This window comes from Actinopolymorpha cephalotaxi, from assembly GCF_013408535.1.
Taxonomy (GTDB): Bacteria; Actinomycetota; Actinomycetes; order Propionibacteriales; family Actinopolymorphaceae; genus Actinopolymorpha; species Actinopolymorpha cephalotaxi.
On record NZ_JACBZA010000001.1, the window covers coordinates 5507703 to 5533477 of the forward strand.

Sequence of the window (25775 nt, forward strand, 5' to 3'; positions counted from 1 at the left end):
GGCGTCCTGTAGCTCACGCCGCCAGGCGGGCGGCAACCCTGCGCTGGGTGCGCCAACTCACGACGCCGGCCGTCCGAGGGTGGCCGCGACCAGAGGACGAGCGGTCGAATCCGCTCGGCCGAGATGGGCTGTTTCGTCAACAAATACAGAGATTGTCCGGCTTCCTCTGACTCGGTCCAGGGCCTACTCTCGCGCGCACAGGCTGGTGGCGACAGGGGGAACCCCGATGACAAGTGGACACAGAGGAGCGCACCGTTCCCGGTCGCACCGTTCCGTCCTGATCGCCGCCGTCGTCGTCGCTGCCCTCGCTGTCGCGGGGATCGCGTGGGCCGTCCTCCCGTCTCGAGACGGCACGAGCCGGCACGCCGTCCAGGGGTCCCCGAGCAAGAAGCCGGCGTCCACGCCCGCAACGACGAAGAAGAACAAGAACGCCCCCGCGAGGGCCGACCAGCCCGGCGGCGCCGGTTCCCGGATACCCAAGCAGGTGACCGAGGATCTGCGCGCGTGCAAGGCAGCGGCCGACAACGCCACCGCAGCGGCCAGGGGTGCGCGAGTGGCTGTCGGTGACTGGGCCGCCCACATCCAGGCCATGAAGGACGAGCAGAGCGGGAAGAACACCGAGGCGCAGACCAAGGCGATCTGGACCAGGACCCGCCTGGCCGGGCCAGGTCATGTCTCCGCCTTCACAGCGGCCGACCAGGCGTTCCGGCCGGCCCGCGAGGCATGCACGAAGGTCGACACCGCACCCCTCACCGCGCGGCAGAAGGCGAGCGTCGAGGTCTGCCGTACCTACACCGACGAGGCCGACAAGGCAGTCGGCGCCGCCCGCGCCAGCGTCGCCGAGTGGAAGGCGCACCTCCGGGCCATGGCCGACCGGCGGGCCGGGCGACTCGACTCCGGAGTCGCGATGCACAAATGGATGTCGGCGTACGAGAAAGCGCCGTTCCGGATCAGCGCCTACAAGCGGGCCGACCAGGACCTCCGGCAAGTCAAGCCCTGCCGCCTGGACTGACCCCGTCCGCCTGCAAGACGTACCTGACCAGATGCAACCAACATCGAGCCGAGCGGTGCGGAGACGCTCCGGCGCGTGTCACCCTGTGGCCGAAGGCAAGACGGCTCCGTCCTTTGAGGGATTGATCATCAGATGACCACAGTGGCCAACGCCGATGTCGTGTCGCCCAGCGGCGAAGACCTCACCCAACAGGAACGCGACTACCTCTTCGACGTCAACGGTTTCCGCGTCCTCCGTGGTGCGCTCAGCGGAGAACAACTGCGGGAGATCAACGCCTGGGTCGACGCGCAGGACCTCGCCGCCCTGCGTCCAGGGGAATGGATCGGCGACGTCGAGGTGCACACCTACGGCGCCGAGGACGGCATCAACTTCCAGAACATCGTCGAAGGAGGCCCGGCCTTCGAGGAGCTGATCGACCACCCGTCGTGGATCGAGGAGGTGCGGCGCTACATCATCTCCGGCGCGCACCGGCAGATGCGGATCGACGAGTGCTTCCTGAACATCCGGCGCAGCGGCGGCTACATCCCGATCCATTCCGGCGGCGACAACGTACGGTTCAGCGGGCTGTTCCGCTGGCACAACGGCAACTGGGCGGTCGGCCAGATCAACATCCTGATGGCGCTGACCGACATCGGTGCCGGCGATGGCGCGACGACGATCGTGCCAGGCAGCCACAAGGCACACAGCGTGCATCCGCACAACGACTGGAACGCCGGACACAGCGCGGACCAGGCGATCGGCATGCAGGAGGTACACCTGAAGGCCGGTGACGCACTGATGTTCACCGACGGGATCTGCCACGGTTCGATGCCGCGTACGAATCCGGGCGAGCGGCGGGTGCTGATCTACCGGTACGCACCGCACCTGCTGGCGCCCCGCATGAACTACCTGCCGTCGGAGGAGCTGATAGCTCGCCTGACTCCGGACCGCCGCGCGATGGTGATGCCGACGGCACCCCGGATGCGCCCCGGACGGACGTTGGCCGCCGAAGCCTTCCCGCACAACGCGGTGGGCGGCTGAGCGTCGACGAGCCGCCCGGCACGCCGCGTGCCGACGAAAACGACGCGGCAGCGATGAGTCTCGCGGTCTTTCCAGGTCTGTATGCCGAAACCGCTCCGCCGCACCGCCGACGGAGGGCAGCGACCTACCGGACCGGAGAAGGACTATTGCCCCATGAGCAAGATCGTGTTGCATATGGCGATGTCGGTGGACGGGTTCATCACCGGCCCGGACGACGGAACGGATCACGGACTCGGCGTGGGCGGTGAGCGGCTGCACGAATGGCTGAGCGCGGGTGGCGTCGATCCCGGCTCGCACCGACCTGTCGACGAGACCAACGCCATCGTGTTCGACGAGGCGATGGCCACCGGAGCGGTGATCACCGGCCGGCGTACCTTCGACCACGCGGGTGGCTGGGCCGGCGATCACCACGACGGAGTTCCGATCTTCGTGCTGACCCATGCCGCACCCGAGGAGCCCGCACCAGGACACGCGCGCTACGTCACCGACGGCATCGAGTCCTGCGTCGCGCAGGCCAAGGCCGCGGCCGGTGGCCGCGACGTCCTGCTGCACGGCGCCGCGACCGCGCAGGCATGCCTGCGGGCCGGGCTGCTGGACGAGTTGGAGCTGCAACTGGTGCCCGTACTGCTCGGGCAGGGACGCCGGCTTTTCGAGGACCTGCCACCCGACCACGTCGAGCTGGAACTGACGCGTTCCCTGCAAGGGCCCGGCGTGCTGCACCAGCACTACCGCGTCCGGACGGAGGCCTGAGGCGATGGGCACCATCCGGCTGTACATGACCACGTCGTTGGACGGTTACGTCGTCGGGCCGAAGGACAGCATGGACGCGCCGATGGGCATCGGCGGGTTCCGGCTCTTCAACTGGCTCGACCGGCGCGACGATCCCGGGCCGAGCGGTCAGGTGGCGAGCGAGGGAAACGCCACCCGTGCCGTGATCTCCGGACGCCGTACGTACGAGCACGCGCGCCGCTGGCAGGGCGACCACCACGACGGCGTACCCATCTTCGTCCTGACCCACGACGTCCCGTCCGACCCGCCGCCGGGCAGCGTCCGCTACGTCACCGACGTACGCGAGTGCACTACGCAGGCCCGGACGGCAGCCGGGGACGGTGACGTGATGGTGCACGGCGCCGGCGCGGCCCAGGCCCTGCTGCGCGCAGGGGAGCTCGACGAACTGGAGCTGCACGTCGTGCCCGTGCTGCTCGGACAGCGACGACGGCTGTTCGACAACCTTCCGGCAGAGCACGTCGAGCTCACCCTGGACCGCGTACTGAACACACCCGACGAGGAGGACCTCGCCCGCCGCGTCACCCACCTGCGCTACCGCGTCCACCGTCCCTGACGCATCGCGAGCCGAAGCCGATCTCGGCTGCCGGGCGGGTGACCCTACTCCGACGGCAGGGGCGCTTCCCGGTTGGTCATCGCGTCCTGAGCCTCGGGATAGCGGGCGCCGACGATCTGGATCTGGTCGGCCGCCGCACGAAGCTCGGCGAGCTGTGCCGTACTCAACTCGACTGCCGCCGCGCCCATGTTCTCCTCCAGTCGGGACACGCGCTTGGTTCCCGGGATGGGGACGATCCACGGCTGCTGGTCGAGCAGCCAGGCCAGCGCGAGCTGGGCCGGGGTGGCGCCGGTCTCCGCGGCGATCTTGTTGAGTACGTCGACCAGCGCGAGGTTGGCGCTGAGCGCGTCGCCCTGGAAACGCGGCGTCCTGCCACGGAAGTCGCTGTCGGCAAAGGTCGTCGTGGCATCGATGCTGCCGGTGAGGAATCCCTTGCCCAGTGGGCTGTACGGCACCAGCCCGATACCGAGCTCGGCCAGCACCGGAATCGTGTCGTGCTCGCGTTCGCGCCACCACATCGAGTACTCGCTCTGCACCGCGGCGACCGGATGCACGGCGTGGGCGCGGCGCACCGTGCCGGCCGCCGCCTCCGACAGCCCGAAGTGCAGCACCTTGCCCGCGTCGACCAGCTCCTTCACGGCGCCGGCGACCTCCTCGATCGGCACCTCGGGGTCGACCCGGTGCTGGTAGTAGAGATCGATGCGGTCGGTACGCAGCCGGGCCAGCGAACTGTCGACGGCCCGCCGGATGCTTTCGGGCCGGCTGCACAGACCGCCCGGCTCGACGCCGTTCTCGGCGAAGGCGAAGCCGAACTTGGTGGCGATCTTCACCCGGTCGCGCACCGGTTCGAGTGCCTCGCCGACGATGTCCTCGTTCGCGAACGGCCCGTACACCTCGGCGGTGTCGAAGAACGTCACGCCGAGGTCCACCGCGCGCCGGATCAACGCGATCGAGTCCTCCCGTGACGGGCCGCCCGCGGTGCCGTAGGCACCGGTGAGGCTCATACAGCCCAGTCCGATCTCGGAGACGGTAAGGCCGGTGCCGAGCGTTCGTAGTTCCATGGGATTTCCCTTCGGGTCGGTCCGGGGATCGGTGACCATCAGTACGGGCGGGGACCTCGGGTGCCACGGTCGCCGCAGTCGCCGCGGTCGCTCGCCAGGGGCGTCGCCGCCCACACCTGCGAGCCGGTCGGGCCCAGGAGCGGCTGGAGTTCGTGGCCACCCGCTCCCGGGCAGCGGATGTCGGCGGCCCTCCGCAGGACCTGGCCCAATCGGCCCCGCCTCCGAAGGGTTCGGACAGCTGCCCTGGTGCCGGCCCGAACGGGCGCGGGCACCGTCACATCCACGCCACGCCCGCAAACGGGGGCGACCAGAATGTCGTTGTCGATCATGAATTCCTTGTGCGTCGTCGTGCGTCGTCTGATGCGAACCGCGGGCGGACGCTTGTCGACGCGAACGATCACGTCCATCCACCCGGCTGACACCCAGTGAACCGGAGACGTCCCCGATGAGGGAGATCCTGCCAATCCAGGTACTGACAGGGCCCCCATCCACGCCCCCGTCCACGCCGCGGTCACAAGAAGGCCGCCTACCCTGGGGGGATGGGCGAGATCGACAACCGCGCCGAGGTACGCGAGTTCCTCAGCACGCGCCGGGCACGCATCACCCCCGAACAGGCGGGGCTGCCCGCCTACGGCGGGAACCGCCGCGTCAAGGGGCTACGCCGCGAAGAGGTCGCCATGCTCGCCGGCGTCTCGGTCGACTACTACGTTCGGATGGAACGCGGCAACCTCTCCGGAGCGTCCGAGAGCGTACTGGACGCCCTGAGCCGCGCACTGCACCTGGACGAGGCCGAGCGTCAGCACCTCTACGCCCTCGCCCGCACCGCCGAGCCCGGCCCTCGCCGCCGTACACCACCGACCACGGTACGGCCGACGGTCCAGCTGGTGCTGGACGCGATCAGTGACGCTCCCGCCTGGGTGCGCAACGGACGCCACGACATCGTGGCGATGAACCGTCTCGGCCGCGCCCTCTACGCTCCGGTCCTCGCCGACCCGCGCCGTCCGGCCAACACGACCAGGTTCATCTATCTCGACCCGGCGGCGCAGGACTTCTTCGTCGACTGGGACCGCGTCGCCAACGACGCCGCCGCGATGCTGCGCCTGGAGGCAGGACGTAATCCGCACGACCGCAAACTCATCGAACTGGTCGGCGAGCTGTCCACCCGGAGCGAGATCTTCCGCAGGCGGTGGGCCTCCCACGACGTGCAGTACCACCGCAGCGGCCGGAAGCGGCTGCGTCACCCGGTGGTGGGGCAGCTGGACCTGAACTTCGAGTCGATGGAGCTGCCGTCCGAACCCGGCCTGACCCTCAACGTCTACACCGCCTCGCCGGGCACCCCCACCGCCGACGGCCTGAAGATGCTCGCCAGCTGGGCCGCCACCCAGGATCTCGACCAGCCCCAGCCGACAACCCCCTGACCGTGCCGCCGGACCGCCACGGCGCGCCCCACCACGACAGATTGGTGATGACGATGGAGTACCGACGACTCGGATCCTCCGGGCTGAAGGTCAGCCGGATCGCTCTCGGCTGCATGAGTTTCGGCGACGGCACCCGGATGCCGTGGGCCCTGAACGACGAGCAGGCCGAGCCGATTTTCCGGCAGGCCGTCGAGCTCGGCATCACGTTCTGGGACACCGCGAACATCTACGGCTACGGGTCGTCGGAGGAGATCACCGGCCGGGCGATCAAGTCCTATGCCCGCCGTGAGGATGTCGTACTGGCGACGAAGCTGTTCCAGAAGATGGGCGACGGCCCCGGCGGCGCCGGGCTGTCCCGTCGCGCCGTGATGGAACAGGTCGACGCATCCCTTACCCGCTTGGGCACCGACTACATCGACCTCTACCAGATCCACCGCTTCGACCCCGAAACCCCGGTCGAGGAAACGATGGAAGCGCTGCACGACGTGGTGAAGGCAGGCAAGGTCCGCTACCTCGGAGCGTCGTCAATGTGGGCTTGGCGCTTCGCCACCATGCAACACGCCGCCGACCTGCACGGGTGGACGCGGTTCGTGTCCATGCAGGACCAGTACAACGTCCTCCACCGCGAGGAGGAACGGGAGATGTTCGGACTCCTTGCCCACCAGGGCGTGGGCAGCATCCCCTGGAGCCCGCTCGCCGCCGGGCGAGCGGCGCGGCCCTGGGGCGAGAAGGGCACGAACCGGTCGGCGACCAACCCCGATGTCGACATGTACGGTCGGCCCCTGTTCCTGCCCAGCGACCAGAGCATCGTCGACGCGGTGCAGCGCATCGCCGAGGCGCGAGGAGTGTCGATGGCCCAGATCGCGATGGCCTGGGTACTCAAGAACCCCGTCGTCACCGCGCCCATCATCGGGGCCACCAAGCCGCACCACCTCGCCGATGCGGTCGCAGCCCTCGACATCGAGCTCACCGACGACGAGGTGGACGCCCTCGAGAAGCCCTACGTCCCACGCATGCCCACGTATTTCTAGAGGTTCCCGAAGCCCCGGCGGCCGTCGCCGTCACGTTCCCTCCGACTGCGGCGGCCGAATCGGCTTCGTACAAAGGCATCAGGCGCCACCGGTCACCAACAGGAGGACTCCGGACACGACGAGGCTCACCTCGATCACCGTGACGAACGTCCCGGTACGGATGCGTTCGACGACCCTCTTGCCGGCCCACGCACCGGCGGCCGACGCAGGAAACAGCGCCAGGCCGGTGAGCCCCGACCGTACGGTGAGCACGGCGGCGGCGCCGAAGACGACGAGCTTGGTCAGGTGCATCACCACCGCCGACGCGGCCTCGGTGCCGATGTAGGCGCCGCGCACCAAGCCCCGGGCGAGGAAGAACGGGGCGACCATCGGTCCCACGCTGCCGACCAGCGCCGACCCGAAACCGGACATGGCCCCGATGCCGGCGAACCACCGGTCGCCCAGGTTCACCGCCGCCGGCCGCAGCCGCCTCCACACCACCATCGCCAGCAGGAACGCGCCGATGATCCTGCTCAGGGACGGCAACGGCGCCTTCGCGAACAGCACCGCACCCACCACCGCCGCGGGCACCGCACCGAGAGCGAACACAGCGACCAGCCGCCGTTCGATCTCCCGGCGGTTGAACCAGACCCGGCTCGCGTTGCTCACGAGCTGGGCAACGGTCAGGATCGCCACCGCGTCACGCGCACCGAACACCGCGACGAACACCGGCAACAACAACACCCCGCCGCCGAAGCCGGCCACCGCCGACAGCAGTGCCGTGGCGAACGTCGCGACGATCACCAGCAGGACGGTCGGGGCCGCCACCAGGACTAGTGGGGGTGCTGGTTCGGATTACGGTCGAGGCGATCTTCGATCCAGCCGAGCAGGATCAACAAGACCGCGACGCCGACGGTGAAGCCGATGACGAGCTCCAGGATGTTGTCGAAGTCGTTCCACATGTCAGCCACCCATCAGCCGGCCCGACGGCCCGGGTTCGAACGCCGAGCCGGGACGCGTCCACCCCCGTCGGTCCGTTGCCGCTGGCCAGCGTAACAGCCAACTGTTACGTTCGTTACATGCAGGCCGAGGCGGGTGAGAGGGACTGGCTTCTGGTCAGCGTGTCCACAGGCAAGATCGCGAGTCTGCGGGTCCACGTCTGGCGAAACCTTCGCAAGCTGGGCGCGGTCTACCTCCAGCAGTCGGTATGTCTGCTGCCCGACCTTCCCCGCGTCGCGAAGGCGGTCGCTCGACTCGAAGCCAGAGTCCGCGCCCAGGGCGGACAGGCCCGCGTCCTCCGGATCCACCTCGCCGACCCGGCCGAGCACGCGGCCCTGGTCGAAGAACAGCGCTCCGGCCGAGACGACGAGTACGCGGAGGTCCTCCAACGGACGCCGCAGTTCCTCACCGAGATCGAGACCGAGACTGCGCGTGGCAGAGCCACCTACACCGAGGTAGAGGAGTCCGAGGCCGACCTTGAACGATTCGAACGCTGGCTCGCCGCCATCCAGGCCCGCGACTACTTCGACGCGCCGGTGGGTGCCACGGCACGTACGGCTGTCGAGCAGTGCAGACAAGCACTTGCCGACTTCGAAACCGCGGCCATGAACGCCGACACCAGCACCGACGACGCCGCCGCCGCGGCCCCTGGCAGCGCCCGCTCCGGGGACGCGCACAGCCTGCCGACCACGGCGACGCACGACTGATCAGGACGGAAACCTCACGTGTGGACCAACCTCGCCATCGGGATCGGCGTCGCCCTGCTCGCCACCTGGCTGCTCCTGATCGCCGCGCTGGCCCTGCTGCGCCCGAAGGGATCGCTGCTGACCGAGGCGCTGCGCATCCTGCCCGACCTGCTGCGCCTCCTCCGCCGGCTGGCCGCCGACCCCGACCTCCCCCGCGGCGTACGGATCCGGCTCACCCTGCTGATGGCCTACCTGGCCCTGCCCATCGACCTCATCCCCGACTTCATCCCCGTACTCGGGTACGCCGACGACGCCATCATCGTCGCCGCCGTACTCCGCGCCGTCGTCCGTCGCGCCGGCATCGACGCCGTACGCCGGCACTGGCCCGGCTCCGACGAAGGCTTCGCCGCGCTGTGCCGCCTCACCGGCATCCGGACCCGGTCCGAACCGACCGTGCCGGCAGACCCCCGAGCAGACCTCCAGGTCGACCCTCGGGCAGACCTCGACAACGAACCGACCTGACCGACCGTCAGCGCGGCGTCCAGAACGGGTCGCGGCCGATGAAGCCGAGCATCCTGGTCTGGACGTCGGCGTCGTCGGGTGTGGCGACGGCCGGGCCGTACTGGCCCGAGGAGCGCAGGAGCTCCTCGATCGGCTGCATACCGCCCAGCAGGGCGGCGCAGAACTCGGGATCGAGCCGGTCGTTCTGGCCGGTGGCACGGGCCAGGTCCCAGGTGTGCATGAACACGTCGGAGACGTAGAACTGGTCGATCGCCCGGTCCACGGGCACTTCGCCGATGTGCGGGTTGGTCAGCAGCCGCTGCGGGGTGTCCGGGTCGTCAAGCAGCGCTTGCACCGCGGCGCATCGCGTCTCCCAGGCCGCGACCGGGTCGTCGTCGACGCTGGGCCCCGAGGGGAGTTCGATGCCGGCGCCGCCGGCAAGAAGGGCGGGGAGCCAGTCGACGAGGTGGCGTACCACGTCGCGAGCGGTCCAGCCGTCGACCGGCGCGGGAGCGTCCCAGTCCTTCGCGCCGCGGACGCGATCGGTGAACGCGCCGGCGACCTGGCGGTGCCGTTCGGCCGGGAGCAGGTCAGACAGTGCCATCGGAAAGCATCCTCTCGATTTTGGTGTAGCCGTCTTCCACGCCGGTCTCCATGCCGCTCTTCAGCCAGGCGTCGCGGGCCTCGAAGCTGTCCACCAGCGACTGGACACGCAGCCTGCTTCGCCCGTCGCCGAGGTCGTCGAACCACAGCGTCTCCAGGGCCACCCCGTCGGGATCGCCCTCGTAGGTGAACGTCTGCACGATCCGGTCGGGGCGTACGTCGTGGAAGCAGCCGTGGAAGGCGTACTCCGGCCCATCGCCGACGACGGACACGTATCGGAAGCTACCGCCGGTGCGTGCTTCCCAGACGTCGATGCGGGTACGCGTGGTGTCGGGGCCGACCCACTGCCTGAACAGCTCGGCGTCGGTGTGCGCCCGGAACAGCTGTGCGGGTGTGGCCCGGAACTCGCGCGCGATGTGAATGACGGGGACAGTGCTGTCCGCCTCGATCCTGGTCATGCCTGGTGCTCCTCGGGTTTTTCGGTCTCGTTCAACTCGGCCAGCACGCGGTCCAGGCGCTGGTAGCGCTGCTCGGCCTTCCGGCGATACCGCTCGACCCATTCGTCCAGCAGGTCGAGCGCCTCGGTCTCCAGATGCACCGGCCGCGGCTGCGGACCGGGCAACCGGCGCACCATGCCCGCCTGCTCCAGCAGCCGCAGATGCTTGTACACGGCCTGGACGCTGATCTGGTACGGCTCGGCAAGCTGGTTGACCGTCGCGTCGGCGACCGCGAGCCGGGCCACCATGTCGCGCCGGGTCGGGTCGGCCAGGGCAGTGAAGACCCTGGACAGGGTGTCGACCGGCATCAGCAGCCCCTTTCAACCGATCGGTTTAAAGGGAAAGGTAGACCCCGCGGGTGACCCCGGTCAAGGGAGCACCTACAGGGCGGTGACTCACGACGGTCCCGGCGGGGACGTCCGCCCCTTGGCTGCGCGATTTTGTCCGGCAAATGTTGCAAACGAACCGAGCGCCAGGCCGGCGATCCCTGCGATTCCCGTTCCGGTCCATCGGCCCGGTGGCTGACAAGACGCGATTGACAACAGCATTGCCAGGCTTGGGGGTTTGTGATGTACGTGGCCGAAGGTTTCCGTCCGGTTCTGGACCGGGTGATCGGGTTCCTCCCTAACCTCGTCGGTTTTCTGCTCCTTCTCGTCATCGGCTACATCGTCGCCAAACTGGTCGCGGCGGCCGTACGGAAACTCCTGGAGAAGATGGGTGTCGATCGACGTCTGCACGAGTCCCATGCGCACAGGTACCTCTCGGCCGTGGCCGGTGACAGTCCCGCGCGCCTGGTCGCCCGAATAGTCTTCTGGATTATCTTCCTGATCTTCGTGTTCATCGCGGTCGGCGTGCTCCACATCGCCGCGCTCACGACGTTCATGTACAAGATCATCGCCTACCTGCCGAACATCGTCGCGGCGATCCTCATCTTCGTGGTCGCGGCGATCCTCGCCGGCCTGGTCGCCGGTGCGGTCAACAGGACGATGGGCGACAGCCCGACCGGAAAGATCGCCGGAACGGTCCTTCCCGCGCTGATCATGGTCATCGCGGGCTTCATGATCCTGCAGCAACTGAGGATCGCCGAGCAGATCGTGCAGATCGCCTTCGCGGCGACCATGGGAGCGCTCGCCCTCGGTCTCGCCCTGGCGTTCGGACTCGGCGGCCGGCCGATCGCGCAACGGATGCTGGAGGACGCCTACCGCAGGAGTCAGGAGCAGCGGGAGGAAAGGGACCGCCGGGAGTCCGTGAGACGTTCCGACGAGACGGGCTACCAACGAGGGCCCGCCGCGGGAGAGCGCCCTACGCCCGGGACGAACCTCCCGCCGGGAGAGCACCGGCCCCCGCCCGGACTGTGATCCGCGCCGGCAGATCCGGAAACAAGGAGTACGGATGAACCACGCCATCATCGCCACGAGCGAGGACGATGCGCGGGCAGCGGAGGCGGTCGTACGCCATCATGCGGAGCTGACCGCGGCCTTGGCCAGGCGGGCGGCGGCACTCGGTGAAGCCGCCACCAGCCAGGACGCGGAATCGGCCGAGGCTGCGCGCAGGGAACTGGTGACCTGGTGCGAAGCGGAGCTGATACCCCATGCGGTGGCCGAGGAGAAGGCCATGTACCCGGCCGCGCACGTGAGCCAGGAGGGCCGGTTGCTCGTGGACGGGATGCTCGCCGAGCACCGGTCGATCATCGGCCTGGTGCGCGAGGTGGCCTCCGCGGACGGACCGGTGCCGGCGGCGGCCGCCGCCCGTGCGCTGCAGGCGCTTTTCGACAGCCACCTTGCGAAGGAGAACGACCAGGTACTCCCGCTGCTGGCGGCGTCGACCGAGGTGTCGATGGCCGACCTGTTGGCAGGGATGCACGAACTGGTCGGAGAGCAACCCCGCCACGGGTCGGGAGGCTGACCACTCCGGAGTGGCATCGGAGCCACTCCGGAGCAACTCGGTCAGCCGTCGGCCACCGGACGTCCGACGACCATCGACTTGAGCACGTCGGCCGGGAAGGTCGCCGCGGTCTGCGCGTCCAGTTGGGCGCCGAGGCCGTCGAGCACCCTGGTGAAGAAGGCGCGCGCCGCGGCGGCGAAGACGACATCGGCGACGTCCGCGTCGGACAGCCCCACATCGCGCAGTGCGTCGACGTCCGACTGCTGAACCGACGCGGCGTCGGTGGCGACCTTGGCCGCGAACCGGTACACCGCCTGATCCTGCGGTTCCAGCGCGGACCCGTCGGGGTGTTCGGCGATCGCTCCCACCGTCACCTCGTCGGCACACACGTCCCGCAGGAACGACGCGTGCGCGACGGCGCAGTACGTCGAACGCGACGCCCGGGCCGCCGCGATCGTGGCGATCTCGAACCGCCGGCGGTCCATCCCGTCCCGCACGGTCCTGTTCAGCGTGTTCCAGGCCGCCGCCACATCCGGGCGCGACGAGAAGCAGGCGGCGTAGTTGGGAAGGAACCCCCAGGCGCCTCGCTGCTGCGCGTAGTACGCGGCGACCTCACCCTCGGCGGCGTCCTCGGGCACCGACTCGATGAACATTCGATCCTCCTCGAACCTGCTGCGGTCAGCGAGGCTGGTAGGCCTTCGGCAGCCGCATACCGCGGTCGGCCATGATCTGACGGACATGGTTGGGGTAGTTGGTGATGATGCCGTCGATGCCCATGTCCATGAGGGCCTCGATGGTGGCGGGGTCGTCGCAGGTCCACGGCACGACCTTCAGGCCACGCGCATGTGCCTCGGCCACCATGTCCTCACTGACGTAGAAGCGGAACGCGGGATCGCCGATCGTTCCGTTCTGGGGGAATCCGTACACCGGGGACAGCGCCTTGACGCCGGGGACGGCGGCGACGGCGGCCTTCACGAAGTCACCGTCGTAGTCGTCGGCGTCGATCCCTCCGAGCCACGGCGAGGCGCCGGGCCGGCCCACCTGGAGGAAGTCGTAGTTCGTCAACGCCACCAGCGGGTACCTCGGTGCGAGCCGGTGCATCTCCTGCAGCGCGCCCCAGTCGAACGACTGGATGGTGACCTGATCCTCGATGCCGGAGGCGTGGATCTCCTGGTACACCCGGCGGACGAACAGCTCGCGCGGCGCGGTCTGTTCGGGCGCGCCCGCCTCGACCTTGGTCTCGATGTTCAACGTGACCTGGTTGGCGTGATAGCTCCTGACGAGGTTCAGCACGTCCTTGAGCTCGACCATCCGGAAGCCGTGGATCACCTCCTGCTCGGGGAAGCCGGGCAGCTGCTGGTATCCGCAGTCCATGGTCTTGATCTGCGCGAGCGTCAGGTCCTTGATGTACTTGCCGACGTACGGATACATCGGGTCGCCCGGCGTGACAGGCGCGGTGTCGCGGCACTTCTGGGCACTGATCTGCCGGTCGTGGTTGACGACGACCTTCTCGTCCTTGGTGACGTGTGCGTCCAGCTCCAACGTGCTGACACCCAGGCGCAGGGCCTTGGCGAAACCCTGCAACGACTCCTCGGTGGTCATTCCGATGCCGCCGCGGTGCGCCTGCAGGTCGAAATGAGTCTTCTGCGGCAGCACCTCCGGCCCAGCCGCGGAGGCCGCCTGTGCGGTCACGGGTACGGCGACAACCGGCAGCACGGCCAACGATGCCAGCATCTGACGTAACGACATGAGAACCTCGCAAATGTCCGGTCTTCTCGAATCCTCAGAACCTAGATCGTCACCGGCTCGCTGGGTAGCTGACACGGGAGAAAAAGTCGAAATGCTCTCCGCGGTCCGAAGCGCCTGAGCAGTTCCGACCGGGCAGGCTTGACCTGCCTGTCACGCGACGTAGTGTTGCGCCGAGAGGACACCCCCGTGACTTGTAATCTCCAGCAGCCGGTCGGTCGGATGCAGGCCGGCGACCATGGTTGTCTCAGCTTCGACACCGACGCTGAGCAGCGCGAGGTGCTCACCTCATACATCCACACCGGGCTGGACCGCCACGAACAGGTCATGTACTTCGCCGCCGGTGATCCGACGACGGTGCTGGACTTTCTCCGCGACAGCTCACTCGAGCCGGACAGCTTCCTGGCAAGCGGTCAGTTCCAGGTGATGGCGCCGGAAGAGGGATTCCTCGCCTGCACACCGTTCGATCCCGACATCATGATCGGGCGGCTGAGGCGGGTAGCCGTACGTGCATTCGACGCCGGCTACCAGGCCTTGCGGCTCACCGGAGAAGAGAGTGCGCTGCGCGGCCGGCCGGGCTCGGAGAGGTTGCTCGAGTACGAGCAGAAGACGGCCGAGGTGTTCGCCGAAGGCCCGGTCCTGGGTTTGTGCCAGTACGACCGCCGCGTCTTCTCCCCGGCCGAGATCAGTGCTGCAGAGTCCGGGCACACCACGACAGTGGTCCCCGATCCCGTCTACCAGGACGCGCGGTTGTTCATCACCCGGATGTTCAGCCCGCCGGGCTACCGCATGGTCGGGGAGCTGGACATCGCGCAGGTGGCCGCCTGGCTCAGGTGGATCAGTCACGCGGCAGCCGGCACGGACACCGACCTGCATCTGAACCTGGCCGGCCTGCGCTTCATCGACGTCGCGGGCGCACGCATGCTGGCCCTCCTGTCCGACAGGCTCGCGCTACGTGGCAGCCGACTGGTCCTGCACGATCTCGAACCCGCCCAGTGCATCGTGTTTCACCTGGCGGGCTGGGACCGACTGCCGAACCTCGTCATGGCGGAGGAGGTGCCGGTATGAGGACCGAAGTGGCAGACGGCTCGGCGGGATACTTCCACGAAGCCGGGTTCTACGCTTCCGACGCGGAGTTCCACGCGATGATCGTCCCGTTCGTGGAGGAGGGCGTCGCCGGCGGCGAGCCGGTCGTCCTCTGCTACGACGAGCGTAAGTCCGAGCAGCTGCGGTCGTGGCTGGGCGAACCGCCCGGTGTCACCTACGCCGCCGGCAACGGTCTGTACGCCACGCCCGCACGGGCGATCGCGGCCTTTCAGGGACTGATCGAACGCACCGTCGCGGCCGGCGCACCGCGGGTCCGGCTCACTGGTGGCGTGCCGCATCCGGGCAACGGCGGGTGCTTCGAAGGCTGGGACCGCTACGAGTTCGCCCTCAACACCGTGTGGGCGCGGTTCCCCGCGCGCAGCCTGTGCATGTACGACGCGGCCACGGTCCCCGACGGGGTGCGGGATCTGGTCGAACGGGCACATCCGCACATCCTCACCGGGGCCGGGGAACACCGCACCAACAACCACTACGAAGGTCTCGCCGCGAACCCTCACCTCCCCGTACCCGCCGATCCGCTGGAGGCGTCGGCGCCCACCGCCGAACTCAGCGACCCCAGCGCGGCCGAGGCCAGGCACGTCCTCGAGCGGACCGGGCGTGGCCGGGTGAGCGACCGCGTACTTGACGAGCTGCTGATCGGCATCTCCGAGGGCGTCACCAACGCGCGCCTGCACGGCGTTCCACCCATCCTCGTCACCATCTGGGCCGCCCACGATCGCGTGGTGGCAACGGTCAAGGACCAGGGCGACGGACCGACCGACCTGCTCGCCGGCCTCGTGCCCACGTCGAAAACCATGTTCGGTACCGGCCTCGGCCTCTGGGTCACCCACCTGCTCGACATCGACGCCGCCCTCGTCTTCGCCAAAGACGGCTTCTCGCTACGACTGCGCGCCGGCGCGACCCCCGCACCGGTCAGCCAGTAACCCACTTCGTTGTCAAGCGTCGCCTGACACGGATCCGCCGGCGTCGAACGGCTGCGGCGAACAACCGCCGCCTCCTGTTCAGCGGTACCGTCGCGAGGGTGAACCAGCCGACGGAACAGGAACCGCTCCCGCCCGGGCCGCTGCCGGCCAAGCTGGAAGCGCACGGCGCGGTTTTCTTCGATGTCAACGGCCGGTTGCTCGTGGTGAAAGCGACCTACGGAGCCAACCCCTGGGGCATCCCGGGCGGCGTCGCGGAGGCCGACGAGACTCCGCGTACGACGGTCCGCCGCGAGGTCGAGGAGGAGATCGGCCTGCGCACGGAGCCCGGCGCACTCCTGGTCGTCGCCTGGCAGCCCTCTCGCCGACGCAATCTCACCGAGCGCCAACGTGCCGCCGGATGGTCCGAGCGGTTCCTTGACGGCGTGCAGCTCGTCTTCGACGGAGGAGTGCTGACACCCGACGACATCGCCGCGATCACACTGGATCCGAGCGAGATGGAGGACTACGCCTTCCTCCCTCTCGACCAGGCCGTCGAGCGGCTGGATTCCCTGCATGCGCGATGGGTGGTCGCCGCTGCCGAAGCCCGCGAGACCGGGCGCGTCGTCTACCTCGAGGACGGCCGGCCGCCCACCTGAGCAGAGCACGACGGCGCCAGCCAGGCTGTGCGGCCAGATGGCGCGGCGGCCCGTCGGCAAGGCTGCCCACCCGGGCCACGAGCGGTCGGCCACACTGAGGTCATGGAGTACGTCGGCCGGCCACCCGCCTCCCCCCTGGACCGGTTCGTCGACGACATCTACTGCCTGACCGGGGTGCCCCACCACACCCGGATGAACGTCCCGCCGATGCCGTCGGCGCACCTGTTCCTCAACCTGGGCGACCCCGTCCACCTGTGGGACAGCGACTCACCGGCACAGCCGGCCGTGCTGAGGGACGGGTGGTTCACGGGTGTCTGGACCCGGCGCTTCGTCGTCGAGTACCCCGCCCGGGTGCGGCTGGTCGGCGTGCACTTCAAGCCGTGGGGTTTGTCGCCGTTCATCGACGTTCCGGCGAGCGAGTTGCGGGACAGGTGGGTACCGGTCGACGACGTGTGGCGGCGATCTCTGGACCGGATCCGTAACCGGCTCGGCACCGCCGCGTCGGCCACCGAGACGCTGCGGCTGGTCGAGGGAGAACTACGGACGCGACTTGCCGAGGCGCCGAAGCGCGGCCTCGACCTGGTGAGGTACACGGGCGTACGCCTGGAGGCGTGTCATGGCGTGGTTCCGGTGGGCGCGCTGACCGACGCGGCCGGGGTCAGCACCAACCATCTGGCCACGCTGTTCAAGGCTCATGTCGGGGTCACGCCCAAGCAGGTCGCGCGGATCTACCGCTTCGCCCGGCTGATCCTGTCCGTCGACGCCCGCGGTCCGGTCGACTGGCCGGAACTCGCCCATGCGGGGGGCTACTTCGACCAGGCCCACCTGAGCAGGGAGTTCAAGGACTTCACCGGGCACACACCGACGGACTACCTCGCCCTGCGCCGCCGGCTGCCGGCCGAGCAGGGGTTCCCGCCGGATCGCGGCCCGATGCCGACCGAGTGATTTTCTACAAGCCCCGGCCCCTCCCGGTGCGGCAGGATCGACGCGATTCCGTACGAAGAACCGAGGAGGATCTGGTGGGCACCGTGGTGATGCACAACGTGGCATCGGTGGACGGCTTCATCGCCGACCGGAACGACGACGTCGGGCCGCTGCACGAGTGGTACTTCAGCGGGGACACCCCGATCACCGACGGCGACGACGCGGGGTTCGATCACTCGGGTGCCGGAGCTCGCTTCAGGGTCTCCCGCGCCTCGGCGGAGTACGTCCGGTCGACGTGGGACTCGATCGGCACGATCGTGATGGGCCGCCGGCTGTTCGACCTGGTCGACGGGTGGGAGGGTCATCCGCCGGTGGGCGACCACGTGGTCGTCGTCTCGCATCGGCCCAAGCCCGAGGGCTGGCACCCCGAGGCGTCCTACCACTTCGTCGACGACGTGAAGGCTGCCATCGACAAGGCCCAGGAACTCGCGGGGGAGCGGGTCGTCGCCGTGAACGCCGGCGACGTGGGCGGACAGATCCTCGCCGCAGGTCTGATCGACGAGGTGGCCATGGACGTCGTACCGGTCGTCTTCGGGTCGGGCCGTCGCTACTTCGGCAACATCGACCGGCAGCATCTCCTCGAGGATCCCCACGTGGTCATCCCTGGCGACCGGGTGCTCCACCTGCGGTACAAGGTGCGCCGCACCGCGACCGGCCGGTGAGGGCGGACGACGTGATCGATCGCTCCGACGTCGACCGGCTCCTCGCGGCGAACCGCTACCTCGTCCTCGGCACCGCGGACGAGGATGGGAATCCGTGGGTCTCCCCCGTCTTCTTCGCGCCCCTCGACGCAGACCACGTGGTCTGGGTGTCGTCCCCGGACAGTCGCCATTCCCGCAACATCGCCACGCGGGCTGCGGTCGCGATCACCGTGTTCGACTCCACCGTCGACGTGGGGAAGGCGGAGGCCGCCTATTTCGACGCCCATGCCGAACGCGCGCCGCGGGACGAGGACGAGATCCAGGCGGCCCTTCGGTCGTTCGACGCTCGCCTGCCGCAGCACAAGCGGCTGAGCCGTGACGACCTCCATCCGTACGGCCCGATGGTTCTCTACCGGGCCAAGCTGCGGCACCGCTACCTGCTCGTGCGCGGCGGCAACCCCGAGTTCGGAAACGAGCTCGACATGACGGTCGAGGTCTGAAGCCCGCTGTGGTTTATGCCGCTTTCCGGCAGAACTCGAGGACGTCCAGCCCGAGCGCGAATCCGGCCGACCGCGGGTCGCGTCCCACCACGACCGCCTCGAGCACGTGCCGCCCCTCGGTGAGAACGCGACCGGGCAGGGTGAGCGTCTGCCGGGCGACCGCCGGACGGTAGGTGTCCACGGGTGGGCCGACAGCCTCACCGTCGACCGACAGGAGGTACCGCCCGCCGTCGCGGTCCTTGCTCACCGTCAGCGCCATGGACCACGGCCCGGGGCGGTCGATGTCGAAGGTGGCGCGGAACCAGTTGTCCGGCCCCGACGAGTCCACCAGGAGCTGAGCATCGCCGGACCACTTGCAGCCGTTCATCCCCCGGTTGCCCTGCGCCGTGAGCCCACCGGACGCCTGCGCGACCGGCAGCAGGGACTCCGCCTCGACACAGAACGACTCGCCGCCGCGCAGAGCCCGCACCATCCGGCCGGGGTAGTCGGTCACCACGCCGTCGATCCCGTACGGCAGCATGCCCGAGACGTCGGCCGCCGTGCTCGTGTTGAGCAGGACGCCGAGCCCGAGCCCGTGCAGGCGTTCCACCTGGTCCCGCGGGAAGCTCGGCTGCCCGGTGCCGATGAAGTCGGCGTAGCCCGCGATCTCCTCGAGCTCGGGAAGCGGTGAGTGCGCGCGCACGACCAGCGCGCCGACGGTCACCTCCGGGCGAAGACGCCGGTAACGGGCCGCGTGCTCGCGGTCGATCGAACCGATCACGACCTGCGGCAGCGGGGCGGTGCCGGGACCGGCCGACCAGGCCGCGTGGTCCAGCGCCGCCGCCACCTCGCCGGCGAGGTCGTCCTCCTCGCCCGGCCGCTTCAGCTCGAGCAGCAGACTGGTGCGCCGACCGCGTACCAGGTCGATGGCCTCCCGCAGGGTCGGAATGCGCTGACCGGCAAAGCGGTCGTCGTTCCACGAACCCGCGTCGAGCCGGCGGAGCTCGTCGAGGGTGAAGTCGCGGAGCCGCCAGGGCGAGCGCTCGGGAAAGACCTGCGCGGCGTCGGTCGTGCGGAGCAGGTCGCCGTCGTGGAAGAGCACGAGTTCGCCGTCGGCAGTTCGCCGTACGTCGGTCTCGATGAAGTCGGCATCCTGGTCCAGGGCGGCCGTGAACGCGGCGACGGTGTTCTCGGGTGCGTCTCCCGACGCGCCGCGGTGCGCGATGACCACCGGGGACCCGCCGGGTTCCACTCGTCCCGTCCACCCGCGCATTCAGGGCCTCCTGTCGAGCCGTCGGCACACCTGGGAGCTCATCGTCGAAGCATAGGCCGACGCCTCTGACGGGCTCGGTCCGTGAACTGGTCCTTGAGGCCGGCCCCACCGGTGAGGAAGAGTCTGGCCGATGCGGATCTCGTTCAACGACGACTGGACCTGTCGCGAGCCCATGAGTCCGTTCGCCGTTCTGGCGGCGGCCCAGGCCACGCCGGTGCCGGTGGTGCTGCCACACGACGCTCTGCGGGACGCCGAACGCACACCCGACGCGCCGTCCAAGGGCGCGTCCGCGTACTACCCGCCGGGCAACTTCACCTACCTGAAGGCCTTCGACGTGCCGCCCGACTGGGCCGGGAAGGTCGTCTTCCTGGAGATCCAGGGTGCGTACGCGCATCCGATGGTGTTCTGCAACGAGGAGTACGCCGGGAACAGGGCGAACGGCTATGCCAGGTTCATGGTCGAGCTCACGCCGTACCTCCGGGTGGGCGAACGCAACGAGCTACGCGTCGAGCTGCGGTCCGGTCAGGACTCCCGCTGGTACTCCGGCGCCGGACTGCATCGCCCCGTACTGCTGCACGTCACCGACCCGGTGCACATCGGCCCCGACGGAATCCGGATCACCACCCTGGACGTCGAGCCGGACCAGGCGGTGGTGGAGGTGGCGACACACGTCACCAACCGCGGGCTGACCACCGCCCACGTCACGCTCTCCACCACCGTGCTCGACCCCGAGGATCGAACGGTCGACGCCGACCAGGTGCCGGTGACCGTGCCGCCCGGCCAGACCTGTCTGGTCCGCCGGCGCTGCTACCTGCCCGACCCGGCTCTGTGGAGTGTCGACCGGCCGGCCCTCTACCGCGTCAGGACCTCGATCGGGTCGGCCGAGGACGACCGGGAGACCACCTTCGGCGTACGGACCGTGCGGGTGGATCCCCGCCACGGGCTGCGGATCAACGGCGAGCCGGTGCTGCTGCGCGGCGCGTGCATCCACCACGACAACGGGCCGCTCGGCGCCGCCGCCGTCGGCCGGGCCGAGGAGCGCCGGATCGAACTCCTCAAGGCGGCTGGGTTCAACGCGATCAGGGCCGCCCACAATCCCGTGTCCGTGGCGATGCTCGACGCCTGCGACCGGCTCGGGATGCTGGTCATGGACGAGGCGTTCGACATGTGGGTGCGCGGCAAGACGCCGTACGACTACGCGCTGGACTTCCCGCAGTGGTACGAGTCCGACCTGGCCGCCATGGTCGCGAAGGATTACAACCACCCGAGCGTGATCATGTACTCACTCGGCAACGAGATCGCCGAGGTGGGTACGCCGCACGGCGCCGTCTTCGCCCGCCGGATGGCCGAGGTGGTGCGCGCCGTCGACCCCACCCGGCTGGTCACCAACGGCGTCAACTCCGCGCTGGTCGTCCTCGACGAACTCGCCGAACAGCTGCGCGAGCAGCCGACCGGGCTGAACGAGATGCTCGACGACGCGATGAACGCACTGTCCAGTGGCGAGAACGTCACCCGGCGGACGGCCGAGTCCCACTCGGTGCTCGACGTGGTCGGGCTCAACTACGCCGAGAGCCGTTACGCCATGGACCGGGAGCTGTTTCCGCGCCGGGTCATCGTCGGCTCGGAGACCTTCCCCTCCCGGATCGGCAAGCTGTGGCCGATGGTCGAGGAGCATTCCCACGTCATCGGCGACTTCACCTGGACCGGCTGGGACTACCTCGGCGAGGCCGGGATCGGCGCCACGACGTACGCGGAGGACACTTCCGCCGTCGCCGCGCTCGAGCGCGAGTTCCCCTACCTCACCGCCTGGTGCGGCGACCTGGACATCACCGGTCACCGCCGCCCGGTGTCCTACTACCGCGAGATCGTCTACGGGCTGCGCCACGAGCCGTACCTCGCCGTACGCCGGCCCGAGCACCACGGCCACTCCGTGGCGCTGCAGTCACCCTGGGCGTGGAGCGACTCGGTGAGCTCGTGGACCTGGCCGGGGTACGAAGGGCAGCCGGTGACCGTCGAGGTCTACGCCGACGCCGACGAGGTCGCGTTGTTCCTCGACGGCGCCGAGGTCGGCCGCGGCCCGGTCAACCCGATCGGCGACCGCCGGCCGAAGGTCGCCGAGGTCGAGACGACGTTCCGGCCCGGCACGCTGGTCGCGGTCGCCTACACCGACGGTAGGGAGGTGGGGCGTACCAGCCTCTCGACCGCGACCGGACCGGTGCGGCTGACCGCGACCGCGGACCGGACCGAGCTGCGGCACGACGGCACCGACCTCGCGTACGTCAGCCTCGAACTCACCGACCACGAGGGCCGGTTGGTGACGGGGCAGGACCGTCCGGTCACCGTCGAGGTGTCCGGCGCCGGCACGCTGGCCGGGATGTGCAGCGCCAACCCGAAGACCGCCGAACGCTTCGCCGACCACAGCTGGCACACCTTCGACGGCCGCGCCCTCGCCGTCGTACGCCCCACTGCCGAAGGATCCATCACCGTCACCGCGACAACCGCGGGTTGCGCCCCGGCCGAAGTCACCCTCCGCGCCGTGAACTGACCCTGCGGCCTGTCCTGGCAGGCGAAGCCGGCTCGAAGCCCCAGCACATCCGGACGGATCCGGAGGCGAATCGCCGAAGCTTCCTCTGCCGATGGGCGATTTCGCGTTTGCCAGCGCGCCGTTCTCCCGCCGTGTTTTGATCGGTGATCATCTCGGCATCTCGGGGGGAGACGTCGTGCGTGCTTCATCGCTTACGCCTGCGCTCGGAGGTAACCACCGCCGGGCCGTTGCACTGCTCCTCACGTTGTGCCTCGGCGTGGCGTCGCTGCTCTTCCTGTCGACGCCACGAGCGGCCGCGGCGCCGTGCGACCCGCCGGTGCTCAATCCGGTCGCCTGTGAGAACACCCAGGCAGGCTCCACCGACTGGGACGTGTCGAGTCCGGACAGCCCCGCACTGCAGGGCTTCTCCACCGACATCAGCGTGAACCGCGGCTCGACCATCGGGTTCAAGGTCGACACCACGCTGACGTACACGATCGACATCTACCGGATGGGCTACTACAGCGGCGCCGGCGCCCGCAAGGTCACGAGCATCGCGAACGTCGCGCCGACCGACCAGCCCAGCTGCGGCAAGGACACCTCGACCGGCCTGGTCGACTGCGGCAACTGGTCCACCAGTGCCTCCTGGGCCGTGCCGTCGACGGCGGTGTCCGGCATCTACTTCGCCGAGCTGAAGTCCGGCACGACCCGCGGCCACATCGTGTTCGTGGTACGCGACGACGCGAGCCGCTCCGACCTGTATCTCCAGACCTCCGACACCACCTGGCAGGCGTACAACGACTACGGCGGCAACAGCCTCTACACCGGCGGCCCGGCCGGTCGCGCCTACAAGGTCAGTTACAACCGCCCCTTCAACACCAACAGCGGTGACACCTTCCACGACTTCGTGTGGAGCGCGGAGTACCCGATGGTCCGCTTCCTGGAGGCCAACGGCTACGACGTGAGCTACGCGTCCGGCGTCGACACCGACCGCTACGGCTCGTTGATCAAGCAGCACAGGGCTTTCCTGTCGGTGGGCCACGACGAGTACTGGTCGGGTCAGCAGCGCACGAACGTCGAGGCGGCCCGCGACGCCGGGGTGAACCTCGCGTTCTTCAGCGGCAACGAGATCTTCTGGAAGACGCGGTACGAGAACAACTACCGGACGTTGGTCACCTACAAGGAAACCCACGCCAACGCGACCATCGACCCGCTCGACCCCACGGTGTGGACCGGCACCTGGCGTGACCCGCGGTTCAGCCCGCCCGCCGACGGCGGCCGGCCGGAGAACAGCCTCAGTGGCACGATGTTCATGGTCAACTGCTGTGCCACGGACATGCACGTCGGCGGCGCCGACGCCAGGCTGCGGTTCTGGCGCACCACCAAGGTGGCCAACCTCGCCTCCACCGCGACAGCCACGCTGGGGCACGGGATTCTCGGCTACGAGTGGGACGAGAGCCCGGACAACGGATCCCAGCCCGACGGTCTGATCCACCTGTCGACCGACACCCAGAACGTCCCCAGCTATCTGCAGGACTACGGCTCGTCGTACGCATCGGGCACCGCCACCCACCACCTCTCGCTGTACCGCGCAGGCAGCGGCGCGCTGGTCTTCGGCGCCGGGACGATCCAGTGGTCGTGGGGCCTGGACGACACCCACTGGAGCGACGTCTCCGGCGCCACGTCCGACACCGCGGTGAAGCAGGCGACCGTCAACCTCTTCGCCGACATGGGCGTCCAGCCGGCGACGTTGCGGACCGGCCTGCTCGCGGCCACCCAGTCCACCGACACGACACCACCCGGTACGACGATCACCTCACCGGCGGCCGGCGCGACGGTCCCGGTCGGCCAGCCGCTCACCATCAGCGGCACGTCCACCGACGCCGGTGGTGGCGTCGTCGCGGGGGTCGAGGTCTCCGTCGACGGCGGCCTGTCCTGGCACCGGGCCACCGGCCGCGGGTCCTGGTCGTACACGTTCACGCCCACCAACGACACCGACCTGAAGGTGATGGCGCGGGCGACCGACGACAGCGCGCGGACGGAGACGCCCGCTGCGGCGCGCGCGGTGACCGTCGGCACCGGGTCGCCGCCGCCGGTCGACTGCCCGTGCACCATCTGGCCGAGCACCACGGTGCCTGCCGTGGCTGCCGACTCCGACTCGGGTGGGGTCGAGCTCGGGGTCAGGTTCCGTACTGCCAAGGCGGGATCGATCACCGGCGTACGGTTCTACAAGGGCACCGGAAACACCGGCACGCACGTGGGTTCGCTGTGGACCTCCGGTGGGGCGAAGCTGGCCTCGGTCACCTTCACCGGCGAGTCAACCTCGGGTTGGCAGCAGGCCACCTTCGCCAGCCCGGTGACCGTCGCCGCCGACACCACCTACGTGGCCTCCTACTACGCGCCGAACGGCCACTACGCGACCTCGGACTCCTACTTCGGCACAGCCGTGACGCGCGGGCCGCTGACCGCGCTGGCCGACAACGCCGACGGCCCGAACGGCCTCTACACCTACGGCACCGGTGGGTTCCCGAACCAGGGGTACCGCTCCACCAACTACTGGGTGGATGTTGTCTTCGCCGACGGCGGCGGCACCGCGGACACCACACCTCCGACGCTCACGTCGCGCACTCCGGCGCCGGGCGCGTCGAACGTCGCCACCGGCGCAGGCGTCACGGCCACCTTCAGCGAACCGATCCAGGACGGGACCGCTCGGATGGGCGTCACCTCGGCCGGCGGCACAGCCGTGGCCGGAACGACGTCGTACGACGCCACCACCCGGACGGCCACCTTCACCCCCTCCACCGCACTGGGCAACGCCACCTCCTACACGGTCACTGTGTCCGGCGCCAAGGACGTCGCGGGCAACCAGATGAGCCAGGACAGCTGGACGTTCACCACGGCGGCGGCGTCAAGCGGAGGTTGCCCGTGCTCGATCTGGGCGAACACCGCGACGCCGGGAACGCCGGCCGACCCCGACTCCGGCGCGATCGAGCTGGGCGTGAAGTTCCGTACCAGCCAGGCGGGGTTCGTCACCGGGATCCGCTTCTACAAGGGCCCGGGCAACACCGGCACCCACACCGGCACGCTCTGGAGCCGGACCGGCACCAAGCTCGCGACGGCCACCTTCACCGGTGAGTCAACCTCGGGTTGGCAGCAGGTCACCTTCACCACCCCGGTGGCCGTGTCGGCGAACACCACCTACGTCGCGTCGTACTTCACCACCGCCGGGCACTACTCCGTCGACGAGAACTACTTCGCGGCCGCGACGACGCGGGGTCCGCTGACCGCCCTGAAGAACGGCACCGATGGTTCCAACGGTGTCTACCGCTACGGCGCCAGTGGATTCCCCAGCGCCGGTTACCGGTCCAGCAACTACTGGGTCGACGTGGTTGTCACCACGAACTGATCTGAGTCGGGGGACTCGATGTCG

27 protein-coding genes are annotated in these 25775 nt (G+C 69.2%); 18 read left to right on the forward strand and 9 right to left on the reverse strand.

Features of this window, described 5'->3' with window-relative positions; genetic code table 11:
• Positions 1–226: 226 nt before the first annotated feature.
• From FHR37_RS24455 to FHR37_RS24470, 4 genes are all read left to right on the forward strand, one after another.
• Positions 227–1012 (forward strand): hypothetical protein, encoded by a 786-nt coding sequence (locus tag FHR37_RS24455; protein WP_092885553.1) that lies wholly within the window; start codon positions 227–229, stop codon positions 1010–1012.
• A 132-nt stretch (positions 1013–1144) separates the two neighbouring features.
• Positions 1145–2032 carry a phytanoyl-CoA dioxygenase family protein gene (locus tag FHR37_RS24460; RefSeq protein ID WP_092885555.1) on the forward strand — a complete coding sequence of 296 codons (888 nt, stop codon included), beginning with the start codon at positions 1145–1147 and terminating at the stop codon, positions 2030–2032.
• A gap of 153 nt (positions 2033–2185) precedes the next feature.
• On the forward strand, positions 2186–2782 hold the full coding sequence (locus FHR37_RS24465) for a dihydrofolate reductase family protein (RefSeq protein ID WP_092885557.1): 597 nt from the start codon (positions 2186–2188) through the stop codon (positions 2780–2782).
• Between the two features lie 4 nt (positions 2783–2786).
• Positions 2787–3374: a dihydrofolate reductase family protein gene (locus tag FHR37_RS24470; RefSeq protein ID WP_092885559.1), complete on the forward strand. Its 588-nt coding sequence runs from the start codon at positions 2787–2789 to the stop codon at positions 3372–3374.
• 44 nt (positions 3375–3418) lie between these two features.
• Here FHR37_RS24470 and FHR37_RS24475 read toward each other — a convergent pair whose 3' ends face one another.
• Positions 3419–4435, reverse strand: a complete 1017-nt coding sequence (locus tag FHR37_RS24475) for an aldo/keto reductase (RefSeq protein WP_092885874.1) — start codon at positions 4433–4435, stop codon at positions 3419–3421.
• A gap of 539 nt (positions 4436–4974) precedes the next feature.
• On the opposite strand from FHR37_RS24475, the gene FHR37_RS24480 reads away from it, so the two are divergent.
• Positions 4975–5853: a helix-turn-helix transcriptional regulator gene (locus FHR37_RS24480; RefSeq protein WP_092885563.1), complete on the forward strand. Its 879-nt coding sequence runs from the start codon at positions 4975–4977 to the stop codon at positions 5851–5853.
• A 53-nt stretch (positions 5854–5906) separates the two neighbouring features.
• Positions 5907–6884 (forward strand): aldo/keto reductase, encoded by a 978-nt coding sequence (locus FHR37_RS24485; RefSeq protein ID WP_092885876.1) that lies wholly within the window; start codon positions 5907–5909, stop codon positions 6882–6884.
• 78 nt (positions 6885–6962) lie between these two features.
• On the opposite strand, the gene FHR37_RS24490 is transcribed toward FHR37_RS24485, so the two are convergent.
• Both FHR37_RS24490 and FHR37_RS32710 read right to left on the reverse strand, forming a co-directional pair.
• On the reverse strand, positions 6963–7691 hold the full coding sequence (locus FHR37_RS24490) for a sulfite exporter TauE/SafE family protein (protein ID WP_237768942.1): 729 nt from the start codon (positions 7689–7691) through the stop codon (positions 6963–6965).
• A gap of 5 nt (positions 7692–7696) precedes the next feature.
• On the reverse strand, positions 7697–7825 hold the full coding sequence (locus tag FHR37_RS32710) for a hypothetical protein (RefSeq protein ID WP_269086094.1): 129 nt from the start codon (positions 7823–7825) through the stop codon (positions 7697–7699).
• A 117-nt stretch (positions 7826–7942) separates the two neighbouring features.
• Between FHR37_RS32710 and FHR37_RS24495 the strand changes: the two genes are divergently transcribed.
• A complete protein-coding gene (locus FHR37_RS24495; RefSeq protein ID WP_175542643.1) occupies positions 7943–8569 on the forward strand; it encodes a Chromate resistance protein ChrB in 627 nt (208 codons plus the stop codon).
• An 18-nt stretch (positions 8570–8587) separates the two neighbouring features.
• Entirely contained in the window at positions 8588–9070 is a 483-nt protein-coding gene (locus tag FHR37_RS24500; RefSeq protein ID WP_092885567.1) for a YkvA family protein, read from the forward strand.
• A gap of 7 nt (positions 9071–9077) precedes the next feature.
• Here the strand turns inward: FHR37_RS24500 and FHR37_RS24505 are convergent, their stop codons facing one another.
• The 3 genes from FHR37_RS24505 to FHR37_RS24515 are packed head-to-tail and all read right to left on the reverse strand — an operon-like array spanning position 9078 to position 10457.
• Positions 9078–9653 (reverse strand): TIGR03086 family metal-binding protein, encoded by a 576-nt coding sequence (locus FHR37_RS24505; RefSeq protein WP_092885569.1) that lies wholly within the window; start codon positions 9651–9653, stop codon positions 9078–9080.
• Entirely contained in the window at positions 9640–10110 is a 471-nt protein-coding gene (locus tag FHR37_RS24510) for an SRPBCC family protein (RefSeq protein ID WP_092885571.1), read from the reverse strand. Before FHR37_RS24510 ends, FHR37_RS24505 begins: the two co-directional genes overlap by 14 nt.
• On the reverse strand, positions 10107–10457 hold the full coding sequence (locus FHR37_RS24515; protein ID WP_092885573.1) for an ArsR/SmtB family transcription factor: 351 nt from the start codon (positions 10455–10457) through the stop codon (positions 10107–10109). The genes FHR37_RS24510 and FHR37_RS24515 overlap by 4 nt, the downstream gene beginning before the upstream one ends.
• Positions 10458–10718: 261 nt before the next feature.
• On the opposite strand from FHR37_RS24515, the gene FHR37_RS24520 reads away from it, so the two are divergent.
• Positions 10719–11507: a mechanosensitive ion channel family protein gene (locus FHR37_RS24520; protein WP_092885575.1), complete on the forward strand. Its 789-nt coding sequence runs from the start codon at positions 10719–10721 to the stop codon at positions 11505–11507.
• 34 nt (positions 11508–11541) lie between these two features.
• Complete coding sequence (locus FHR37_RS24525; protein ID WP_092885577.1) at positions 11542–12054, forward strand: hemerythrin domain-containing protein; 513 nt, start codon at positions 11542–11544, stop codon at positions 12052–12054.
• Positions 12055–12095: 41 nt separating this feature from the next.
• On the opposite strand, the gene FHR37_RS24530 is transcribed toward FHR37_RS24525, so the two are convergent.
• Positions 12096–12686, reverse strand: a complete 591-nt coding sequence (locus tag FHR37_RS24530; RefSeq protein ID WP_092885579.1) for a peroxidase-related enzyme — start codon at positions 12684–12686, stop codon at positions 12096–12098.
• 25 nt (positions 12687–12711) lie between these two features.
• Positions 12712–13767 carry a glycerophosphodiester phosphodiesterase family protein gene (locus FHR37_RS24535; RefSeq protein ID WP_202818220.1) on the reverse strand — a complete coding sequence of 352 codons (1056 nt, stop codon included), beginning with the start codon at positions 13765–13767 and terminating at the stop codon, positions 12712–12714.
• A 201-nt stretch (positions 13768–13968) separates the two neighbouring features.
• Here FHR37_RS24535 and FHR37_RS24540 point away from each other — a divergent pair, with 201 nt between their 5' ends.
• From FHR37_RS24540 to FHR37_RS24565, 6 genes are all read left to right on the forward strand, one after another.
• Positions 13969–14847, forward strand: a complete 879-nt coding sequence (locus FHR37_RS24540; RefSeq protein ID WP_139239073.1) for an MEDS domain-containing protein — start codon at positions 13969–13971, stop codon at positions 14845–14847.
• Entirely contained in the window at positions 14844–15809 is a 966-nt protein-coding gene (locus FHR37_RS24545; protein WP_092885585.1) for a sensor histidine kinase, read from the forward strand. The genes FHR37_RS24540 and FHR37_RS24545 overlap by 4 nt, the downstream gene beginning before the upstream one ends.
• A gap of 98 nt (positions 15810–15907) precedes the next feature.
• Complete coding sequence (locus tag FHR37_RS24550; RefSeq protein ID WP_092885587.1) at positions 15908–16444, forward strand: NUDIX domain-containing protein; 537 nt, start codon at positions 15908–15910, stop codon at positions 16442–16444.
• Positions 16445–16546: 102 nt separating this feature from the next.
• Positions 16547–17389, forward strand: coding sequence for a helix-turn-helix domain-containing protein (locus tag FHR37_RS24555; RefSeq protein WP_092885589.1), 843 nt, complete (start codon positions 16547–16549; stop codon positions 17387–17389).
• 74 nt (positions 17390–17463) lie between these two features.
• Entirely contained in the window at positions 17464–18090 is a 627-nt protein-coding gene (locus tag FHR37_RS24560) for a dihydrofolate reductase family protein (RefSeq protein ID WP_092885591.1), read from the forward strand.
• Between the two features lie 11 nt (positions 18091–18101).
• Positions 18102–18569, forward strand: a complete 468-nt coding sequence (locus tag FHR37_RS24565; protein WP_202818221.1) for a pyridoxamine 5'-phosphate oxidase family protein — start codon at positions 18102–18104, stop codon at positions 18567–18569.
• A 13-nt stretch (positions 18570–18582) separates the two neighbouring features.
• Here FHR37_RS24565 and FHR37_RS24570 read toward each other — a convergent pair whose 3' ends face one another.
• The gene (locus FHR37_RS24570) at positions 18583–19821 is read right to left on the reverse strand and encodes a glycerophosphodiester phosphodiesterase family protein (RefSeq protein ID WP_092885595.1); all 1239 of its coding nucleotides are present in this window, start codon (positions 19819–19821) and stop codon (positions 18583–18585) included.
• A 130-nt stretch (positions 19822–19951) separates the two neighbouring features.
• Here FHR37_RS24570 and FHR37_RS24575 point away from each other — a divergent pair, with 130 nt between their 5' ends.
• Entirely contained in the window at positions 19952–22366 is a 2415-nt protein-coding gene (locus FHR37_RS24575; RefSeq protein WP_092885597.1) for a glycoside hydrolase family 2 TIM barrel-domain containing protein, read from the forward strand.
• A gap of 256 nt (positions 22367–22622) precedes the next feature.
• The gene (locus FHR37_RS24580; RefSeq protein ID WP_202818222.1) at positions 22623–25751 is read left to right on the forward strand and encodes a DUF4082 domain-containing protein; all 3129 of its coding nucleotides are present in this window, start codon (positions 22623–22625) and stop codon (positions 25749–25751) included.
• Positions 25752–25775: the final 24 nt, after the last annotated feature.

What these genes read in the sequence shown, in the direction of transcription:
- FHR37_RS24455 (WP_092885553.1), top strand. Translation starts at nt 227, where the DNA reads ATGACAAGTGGACACAGAGGAGCGCACCGTTCCCGGTCGCACCGTTCC.
- FHR37_RS24460 (WP_092885555.1), top strand. Translation starts at nt 1,145, where the DNA reads ATGACCACAGTGGCCAACGCCGATGTCGTGTCGCCCAGCGGCGAAGAC.
- FHR37_RS24465 (WP_092885557.1), top strand. Translation starts at nt 2,186, where the DNA reads ATGAGCAAGATCGTGTTGCATATGGCGATGTCGGTGGACGGGTTCATC.
- FHR37_RS24470 (WP_092885559.1), top strand. Translation starts at nt 2,787, where the DNA reads ATGGGCACCATCCGGCTGTACATGACCACGTCGTTGGACGGTTACGTC.
- FHR37_RS24475 (WP_092885874.1), bottom strand. Translation starts at nt 4,435, where the DNA reads ATGGAACTACGAACGCTCGGCACCGGCCTTACCGTCTCCGAGATCGGA.
- FHR37_RS24480 (WP_092885563.1), top strand. Translation starts at nt 4,975, where the DNA reads ATGGGCGAGATCGACAACCGCGCCGAGGTACGCGAGTTCCTCAGCACG.
- FHR37_RS24485 (WP_092885876.1), top strand. Translation starts at nt 5,907, where the DNA reads ATGGAGTACCGACGACTCGGATCCTCCGGGCTGAAGGTCAGCCGGATC.
- FHR37_RS32710 (WP_269086094.1), bottom strand. Translation starts at nt 7,825, where the DNA reads ATGTGGAACGACTTCGACAACATCCTGGAGCTCGTCATCGGCTTCACC.
- FHR37_RS24495 (WP_175542643.1), top strand. Translation starts at nt 7,943, where the DNA reads ATGCAGGCCGAGGCGGGTGAGAGGGACTGGCTTCTGGTCAGCGTGTCC.
- FHR37_RS24505 (WP_092885569.1), bottom strand. Translation starts at nt 9,653, where the DNA reads ATGGCACTGTCTGACCTGCTCCCGGCCGAACGGCACCGCCAGGTCGCC.
- FHR37_RS24510 (WP_092885571.1), bottom strand. Translation starts at nt 10,110, where the DNA reads ATGACCAGGATCGAGGCGGACAGCACTGTCCCCGTCATTCACATCGCG.
- FHR37_RS24515 (WP_092885573.1), bottom strand. Translation starts at nt 10,457, where the DNA reads ATGCCGGTCGACACCCTGTCCAGGGTCTTCACTGCCCTGGCCGACCCG.
- FHR37_RS24520 (WP_092885575.1), top strand. Translation starts at nt 10,719, where the DNA reads ATGTACGTGGCCGAAGGTTTCCGTCCGGTTCTGGACCGGGTGATCGGG.
- FHR37_RS24525 (WP_092885577.1), top strand. Translation starts at nt 11,542, where the DNA reads ATGAACCACGCCATCATCGCCACGAGCGAGGACGATGCGCGGGCAGCG.
- FHR37_RS24530 (WP_092885579.1), bottom strand. Translation starts at nt 12,686, where the DNA reads ATGTTCATCGAGTCGGTGCCCGAGGACGCCGCCGAGGGTGAGGTCGCC.
- FHR37_RS24535 (WP_202818220.1), bottom strand. Translation starts at nt 13,767, where the DNA reads ATGCTGGCATCGTTGGCCGTGCTGCCGGTTGTCGCCGTACCCGTGACC.
- FHR37_RS24545 (WP_092885585.1), top strand. Translation starts at nt 14,844, where the DNA reads ATGAGGACCGAAGTGGCAGACGGCTCGGCGGGATACTTCCACGAAGCC.
- FHR37_RS24555 (WP_092885589.1), top strand. Translation starts at nt 16,547, where the DNA reads ATGGAGTACGTCGGCCGGCCACCCGCCTCCCCCCTGGACCGGTTCGTC.
- FHR37_RS24570 (WP_092885595.1), bottom strand. Translation starts at nt 19,821, where the DNA reads ATGCGCGGGTGGACGGGACGAGTGGAACCCGGCGGGTCCCCGGTGGTC.
- FHR37_RS24575 (WP_092885597.1), top strand. Translation starts at nt 19,952, where the DNA reads ATGCGGATCTCGTTCAACGACGACTGGACCTGTCGCGAGCCCATGAGT.